This is a genomic window from Streptomyces sp. SP18CS02 (genome assembly GCF_036322365.1).
Classification (GTDB): domain Bacteria; phylum Actinomycetota; class Actinomycetes; order Streptomycetales; family Streptomycetaceae; genus Streptomyces.
This window is the reverse complement of the sequence record NZ_JAQYXC010000110.1, coordinates 1-314: the sequence shown is the minus strand read 5'-3', so window position 1 is coordinate 314 and position 314 is coordinate 1. Positions and strand designations below refer to the sequence as shown.

At 80.3% G+C, this 314-nt stretch carries 1 pseudogene; it reads left to right on the top strand.

Annotated elements, in window-relative coordinates:
* A pseudogene (locus PUR26_RS00840) lies at positions 1 to 314 on the top strand (alpha-glucosidase); the annotation flags it as partial.

The window sequence follows — 314 nt, the reverse complement described above, 5'->3', positions numbered from 1 at the left end:
GTCGGGCGACCCTGTCTCGCTGCTGGAGCGTGACCGCGACTCTCTGTCCGTGCGGCGCGCACTCGATGCGCTCGTCGCGGGGGAGGAGGTAGAGTGTCTGCCCGCGCTCGAGGGTGTGCTCGCCTTCGGGCGCCGGGCGGCGGGCCCGGCCAGCGGCCCCTGGCAGGGGGACCTGGTGCGCACGGTGAACACCTCCGGCCGGCCGGTGGCGCCGCCGGCGCCCGGGCGGGGCCGGCGGTCCAGCGAGCCGGCCGGGTGCGCCGCCACGGCCGACGCCGGGGGTGCGGGCGGCCGGCTTCCCACGCCGTCCCGAG